This window comes from Streptomyces katrae (assembly GCF_000966975.1).
Taxonomy (GTDB): Bacteria; Actinomycetota; Actinomycetes; order Streptomycetales; family Streptomycetaceae; genus Streptomyces; species Streptomyces katrae.
Map to the genome: position 1 here is coordinate 1 of NZ_JZWV01000879.1, position 5,064 is coordinate 5,064.

The 5,064-nt window shown below is 72.9% G+C and carries 5 protein-coding genes; 2 read left to right on the forward strand and 3 right to left on the reverse strand.

Annotation, left to right across the window (positions count from 1 at the left end):
* Positions 1 to 1,244 (forward strand): thymidine phosphorylase (locus VR44_RS28605; RefSeq protein WP_063778980.1); only part of this gene is annotated, 1,244 nt, incomplete at its 5' end.
* Positions 1,245 to 1,396: 152 nt separating this feature from the next.
* The gene (locus tag VR44_RS28610) at positions 1,397 to 1,732 is read left to right on the forward strand and encodes an STAS domain-containing protein (RefSeq protein WP_045950507.1); all 336 of its coding nucleotides are present in this window, start codon (positions 1,397 to 1,399) and stop codon (positions 1,730 to 1,732) included.
* Here VR44_RS28610 and VR44_RS28615 read toward each other — a convergent pair.
* The 3 genes from VR44_RS28615 to VR44_RS28625 form a co-directional block, all read right to left on the reverse strand.
* Entirely contained in the window at positions 1,628 to 2,632 is a 1,005-nt protein-coding gene (locus tag VR44_RS28615) for a sigma-70 family RNA polymerase sigma factor (RefSeq protein WP_045950508.1), read from the reverse strand. The genes VR44_RS28610 and VR44_RS28615 overlap by 105 nt on opposite strands.
* A 90-nt stretch (positions 2,633 to 2,722) precedes the next feature.
* On the reverse strand, positions 2,723 to 3,448 hold the full coding sequence (locus VR44_RS28620; protein WP_045950509.1) for a L,D-transpeptidase family protein: 726 nt from the start codon (positions 3,446 to 3,448) through the stop codon (positions 2,723 to 2,725).
* Between the two features lie 189 nt (positions 3,449 to 3,637).
* Positions 3,638 to 4,930: an MFS transporter gene (locus VR44_RS28625; protein WP_211275139.1), complete on the reverse strand. Its 1,293-nt coding sequence runs from the start codon at positions 4,928 to 4,930 to the stop codon at positions 3,638 to 3,640.
* Between the last annotated feature and the right edge of the window lie 134 nt (positions 4,931 to 5,064).

The following is a 5,064-nucleotide window of genomic DNA, read 5'->3' on the forward strand; positions in this document are numbered from 1 at the left end:
ACCGCGGTGAGCTGAGCCCCGAGCAGATCGACTGGGTCATCGACGCCTACACCCGCGGGATCGTCGCCGACGAGCAGATGTCCGCGCTCGCCATGGCCATCCTGCTCAACGGCATGAACCGGGCCGAGATCGCCCGCTGGACCGCCGCGATGATCGCCTCCGGCGAGCGGATGAACTTCGACTCCCTCTCCCGCCCCACCGCCGACAAGCACTCCACCGGCGGCGTCGGCGACAAGATCACCCTCCCGCTGGCCCCGCTCGTCGCCGCCTGCGGCGCGGCCGTCCCGCAGCTCTCGGGCCGCGGCCTCGGCCACACCGGCGGCACCCTCGACAAGCTGGAGTCCATCCCCGGCTGGCGCGCGCTGCTCTCCAACGAGGAGATGCTGAACGTCCTCGACACCACCGGCGCCGTCATCTGCGCCGCCGGCGACGGCCTGGCCCCGGCCGACAAGAAGCTCTACGCCCTGCGCGACGTCACCGGTACCGTCGAGGCCATCCCGCTGATCGCCTCCTCGATCATGTCCAAGAAGATCGCCGAGGGCACCGGCTCCCTGGTCCTGGACGTGAAGGTCGGCTCCGGCGCCTTCATGAAGAACATCGAGGACGCCCGCGAGCTCGCCTCCACCATGGTGGCCCTGGGCACCGACAGCGGCGTCAAGACGATCGCCCTGCTCACCGACATGTCCACCCCGCTCGGCCTCACCGCGGGCAACGCGCTGGAGGTCCGCGAGTCGGTCGAGGTCCTGGCCGGCGGCGGCCCCGCCGACGTGGTCGAACTGACCATCGCCCTGGCGCAGGAGATGCTCACGGCCGCCGGCATCAAGGACGCCGACCCGGCGAAGGCCCTCGCCGACGGCTCCGCCATGGACGTGTGGCGCCGGATGATCTCCGCCCAGGGCGGCGACCCGGACGCGGCCCTGCCGGTCGCCCGCGAGCAGCACGTGGTCACCGCCTCCGCCTCCGGCGTCCTGACCCGCCTCGACGCGTACGCGGTCGGCGTGGGCGCCTGGCGCCTGGGCGCGGGCCGCGCCCGCAAGGAGGACCCGGTGCAGGCGGGCGCGGGCATCGAGCTCCACGCCAAGCCGGGCGACACCGTCACGGCCGGCCAGCCGCTGATGACCCTGCACACGGACACCCCGGAGAAGTTCGACTACGCCCTGGCCTCCCTGGAGGGCTGCTACGACGTCGCCCCGGCGGGCACGGCCTTCACGGCCAACCCGATCGTCCTGGACCGCATCGCGTAGGCATGGCCGGGGCGGGGAGCCGACCGCTGCGCGGAGCCGTCTCCCCGCCCCGCCCTTTCCCCGTCTTCCGGGCGGGCCCCGGACCGAGGGACGGGGGAAGGGCGGGCAGGGGCGCCCCGATGAGTTCCGCAGTCAGGGACGGTCATCCACCCGTGGAGATCACGACCCTGGCCCTGGACGGGCCCCAGCCGGACATCCCCGCGCTCTGCGCCCGCGTCAGCGAGGCCTGCCGTGAGGGCCCGCCACGGCAGCTGGTCTGCGACGCGAGCCGGGCCGGCAGGCCCACCCTCGCCACCGTCGAGGCCCTGGCCCGCATGGCCCTGACCGCGCGGAGCCACCGCACCCCCTTCACGGTCACCGGCGCGACCCCCGCCCTGCGGGCCCTACTGGACCTCGTGGGCCTCGTCGAGCTCCTCGGGGAGGCCGAACAGGGGGAACCAGCGGGCCGTGTCCAGGAAGGCGTTGAGGCCGACGATGCGGCCCTCTGACACCTCCAGCACCTGCAGCGCCCACGGCACGTGCCCCGGCCGGCCGTCCTCGCGCGGACGGTACTGGCCGAAGGCCGGCAGACCGTTCGCCGTGGTCGGTATCAGGCGCGAACCCTTGCAGCCGATGCCCTGGTTCAGATGCCAGGCCGCGATGTCCTCCGGCCCCCGCAGCCACAGGTCGAACGGCGGCATCGACAGCACCGCGTCCTCGTGCAGCAGGGCGGTCAGCCGCGTGATGTCGTAGGCCTCGAAGGCGGACAGGTACTGCTCCAGCAGCTTCGCCTGCTCCGCGTCCAGCGGGTCCGCCGGGTCGCTCGGCCGCAGTGCCTGCCCCGACAGCGTCGCCCGGGCCCGCTGGAGGGCGCTGTTGACCGAGGCGACCGTGGTCTCCAGGAGCTGCGCGACTTCGTCCGCCTTCCAGGCCAGCACCTCCCGCAGGATCAGCACGGCCCGCTGCTTCGGCGGCAGGTGCTGCAGCGCCGCCACGAACGCGAGGCGCACCGACTCCTTCGCCAGCGCCATCTCCGCCGGGTCGGCGGTCTGCGGCAGCACCCGCCCGTCCGGCACGGGCTCCAGCCAGGTCACCTCGGGCCGCTCGTTGAGCACGGCGGACGCCTGGTGCTGCGGGGCGGTGAGGTCCATCGGCCGGGCCCGCTTGTTGCCCGCGTTCAGCAGGTCCAGGCAGACGTTCGTGGCGATCCGGTACAGCCACGAACGCAGCGAGGAGCGGCCCTCGAACTTCCCGTACGCCCGCCAGGCCCGCACGTACGTGTCCTGCACCGCGTCCTCGGCGTCGAAGGACGAGCCGAGCATCCGGTAGCAGTAACCGGTCAGCTCGACGCGGTGGCGCTCCATCGCCGCGTCGAGCTCCGGTGACGTGGTGGTCGCGAGGTCGCTCATGGCTGCCGTCCCCCAGGGTGTCGTCCGTCACTCCGGAACCTACCCGAGGGGTCTGACAACGGCAGCCGCAGCGCCGCGCGGTGCGTCAGGTCAGGTGCCGGGCTTGCGCCCGTACACGAACACGTCCTCGCCGTTGGTCAGCATGTTCCAGTACGCCTTGGCGTCGGCCGTCGTCATGTTGACGCAGCCGCCCGACCCCGGCGGGTTCCACATGCTCTTCTCCACCGAGTGGAAGGCGATGCCGCCGTCGAAGAACTGCGCGTACGGCATCGCCACGTTGTAGATCGTCGACCAGTGGTTGATGTTGCGGTAGTAGATCTTCTTCAGCCCGGTCCGCGTCGGCGTCTCCGCCTTGCCGGTGCGCACCGGCACCGGCCCGTACTTCAGCGTCGCCCCGTCCTGGATCCAGCTCAGCTGCCGGGTCAGGTCGACGCAGGCGATCCGCCCCAGGTTGGTGGGGCACTGCCCCGCGGCGTTCGGGTTCTTCCCCGCCGCCCGCTGCGCCAGCATGGTGCTCATCGTCTGCCAGGTCAGCGGCCCCGCGTAGCCCATCGTCGGGGTGATCCCGTGGGTGGCCTGGAAGGACTGGATGGCGGCGCAGTCGGCCGCCGACTGCACCCCGTCCACCGGCCGCCCCAGGAACTGCTCCACCTGCCGCTGGTACGGCCCCGTGGTCACGTTGCACGAGGCGGCGGCCTCCGCGGCCTGCGCCGCCCCGCCCCCCGCGACCACCAGGGGCGCCGCCAGCGCCAGCGCCCCGCCGAACACCACCGCGGCCCGCCGGCCCGCGCGCACGCGTACGCGTATCCCCGCCATCGATCCCTCCCCTGCCGCGCCCGCACCGTGGGGGCGCCGATGCTCCCCACGCTAGAGCCGGACGGGCACGCGGGACAGGGGTCCGACAGGACTCGGGCCAGGGGGTGTTGCGAAAGTCCCGCACGACCTTCGCAACACCCCTAGGGCCTGTCTGACGATCCTGATCCGGCGCGAATTGTCAGACAGGCCCTAGCGCGCGGCCACCGCCGCACCCGGCAGCCGCCGTTCGGCGCGGGCCGCGTGCGACCCGTACAGGGTGATCGAGACGACGCCCAGCACCGCCAGCAGCGCGATCCCGACCGTCGCCGCCCACCCCGAGGCGTGGTACGCCAGCGCGCCCAGGGTGCCGCCCGCGCTGGAGCCCAGGTAGTACGCGGACTGGTACAGCGCGGAGGCCTGCGCCCGGCCCGTCTTCGCCGTCCGGCTCACCGCCGCCGAGGCCACCGCGTGCCCGGCGAAGAAGCCGGCCGTGATCAGCACCAGCCCCGGCAGGATCAGCCACAGCGAGTCGGCGAGCGACAGCAGCAGCCCCAGCGCGGTCGTGGTCACCGCCAGGTACAGCGCCCCGCGCCGCCCCGCCCGCGCCACCAGCTGCCCGGCCGCCGCCGAGGAGGCCGTACCCACCAGGTAGACCAGGAAGATCGAGCCGACGACGCCCTGGCCCAGCGAGAACGGCGCCTCCACCAGCCGGTAGCCGATGACCGTGTACACCGCACCGAACACGGTCATGAACAGCGCGCCGATCCCGTACAGCCGCAGCAGCAGCGGGTCCCGCAGGTGCCCGGCGACCGTACGGCCCACCGCGCGCGGGTTCAGCGAGGCCGGCCGGAAGAACCGCGCCCGGGGCAGCAGCACCAGGAAGGCCACCGCGGAGACCAGCGCCATCACGCCGACGGCCAGCAGCCCGCCCCGCCAGCCCCACAGCTGGGCGCCCCACCCCTGGGCGCCCCAGCCGGTGACGATGCGGCCGCTCATCCCGCCGATGGAATTGCCCGCCACGAACAGGCCGATCGCCCCGACCAGCGCCTTGGGCCGGACCTCCTCCGCCAGGTACGCCATCGCGGAGGCGGGGATCCCGGCGATCGCCGCGCCCTGCACCGCGCGCAGCGCCACCAGCCACTCCAGGCTCGGCGCGAACGGCACCAGCAGGCCGACCCCGACGGCCACCACCATCGAACAGGTCATCATCCGGGTCCGCCCGAACCGCTCGGACAGCGCACTGAGCGGCAGCACGAACAGGGCGAGCGCCCCGGTGGCCGCGGACACCGTCCAGCTGGCCTGACCGGCCGTCACACCGAAACCGGCGGAGACCGCGGGCAGCAGGGCCTGGGTGGAGTAGAGGAGGGCGAAGGTCGCCAGTCCGGCGGCGAAGAGCGCGAGGCTCATCCGGCGGTAGCCGGGGCGGCCGGGGGAGAGGGGTTCGGGGGACGACGGGGTGGAGGCACCCATGGTGGCGGGTGCCCCGGTATGAACGGGAGGCATACCTCGAAAGTAGGCCCCCCTTTTTCATGCGTCCAATGCACAAAACGCGGATAATCAATCCAGCCGTGCATCACCTCAGCTCAGGGCCTCGGATATCAATGAACCGTTACGAAGAAGACATGGCTGTGACACAA

Bases quoted from the DNA above. Each gene is read 5' to 3' on its own strand.
- VR44_RS28615 (WP_045950508.1), bottom strand. From the start codon at position 2,632: ATGAGCGACCTCGCGACCACCACGTCACCGGAGCTCGACGCGGCGATG.
- VR44_RS28625 (WP_211275139.1), bottom strand. From the start codon at position 4,930: ATGCCTCCCGTTCATACCGGGGCACCCGCCACCATGGGTGCCTCCACC.
- VR44_RS28620 (WP_045950509.1), bottom strand. From the start codon at position 3,448: ATGGCGGGGATACGCGTACGCGTGCGCGCGGGCCGGCGGGCCGCGGTG.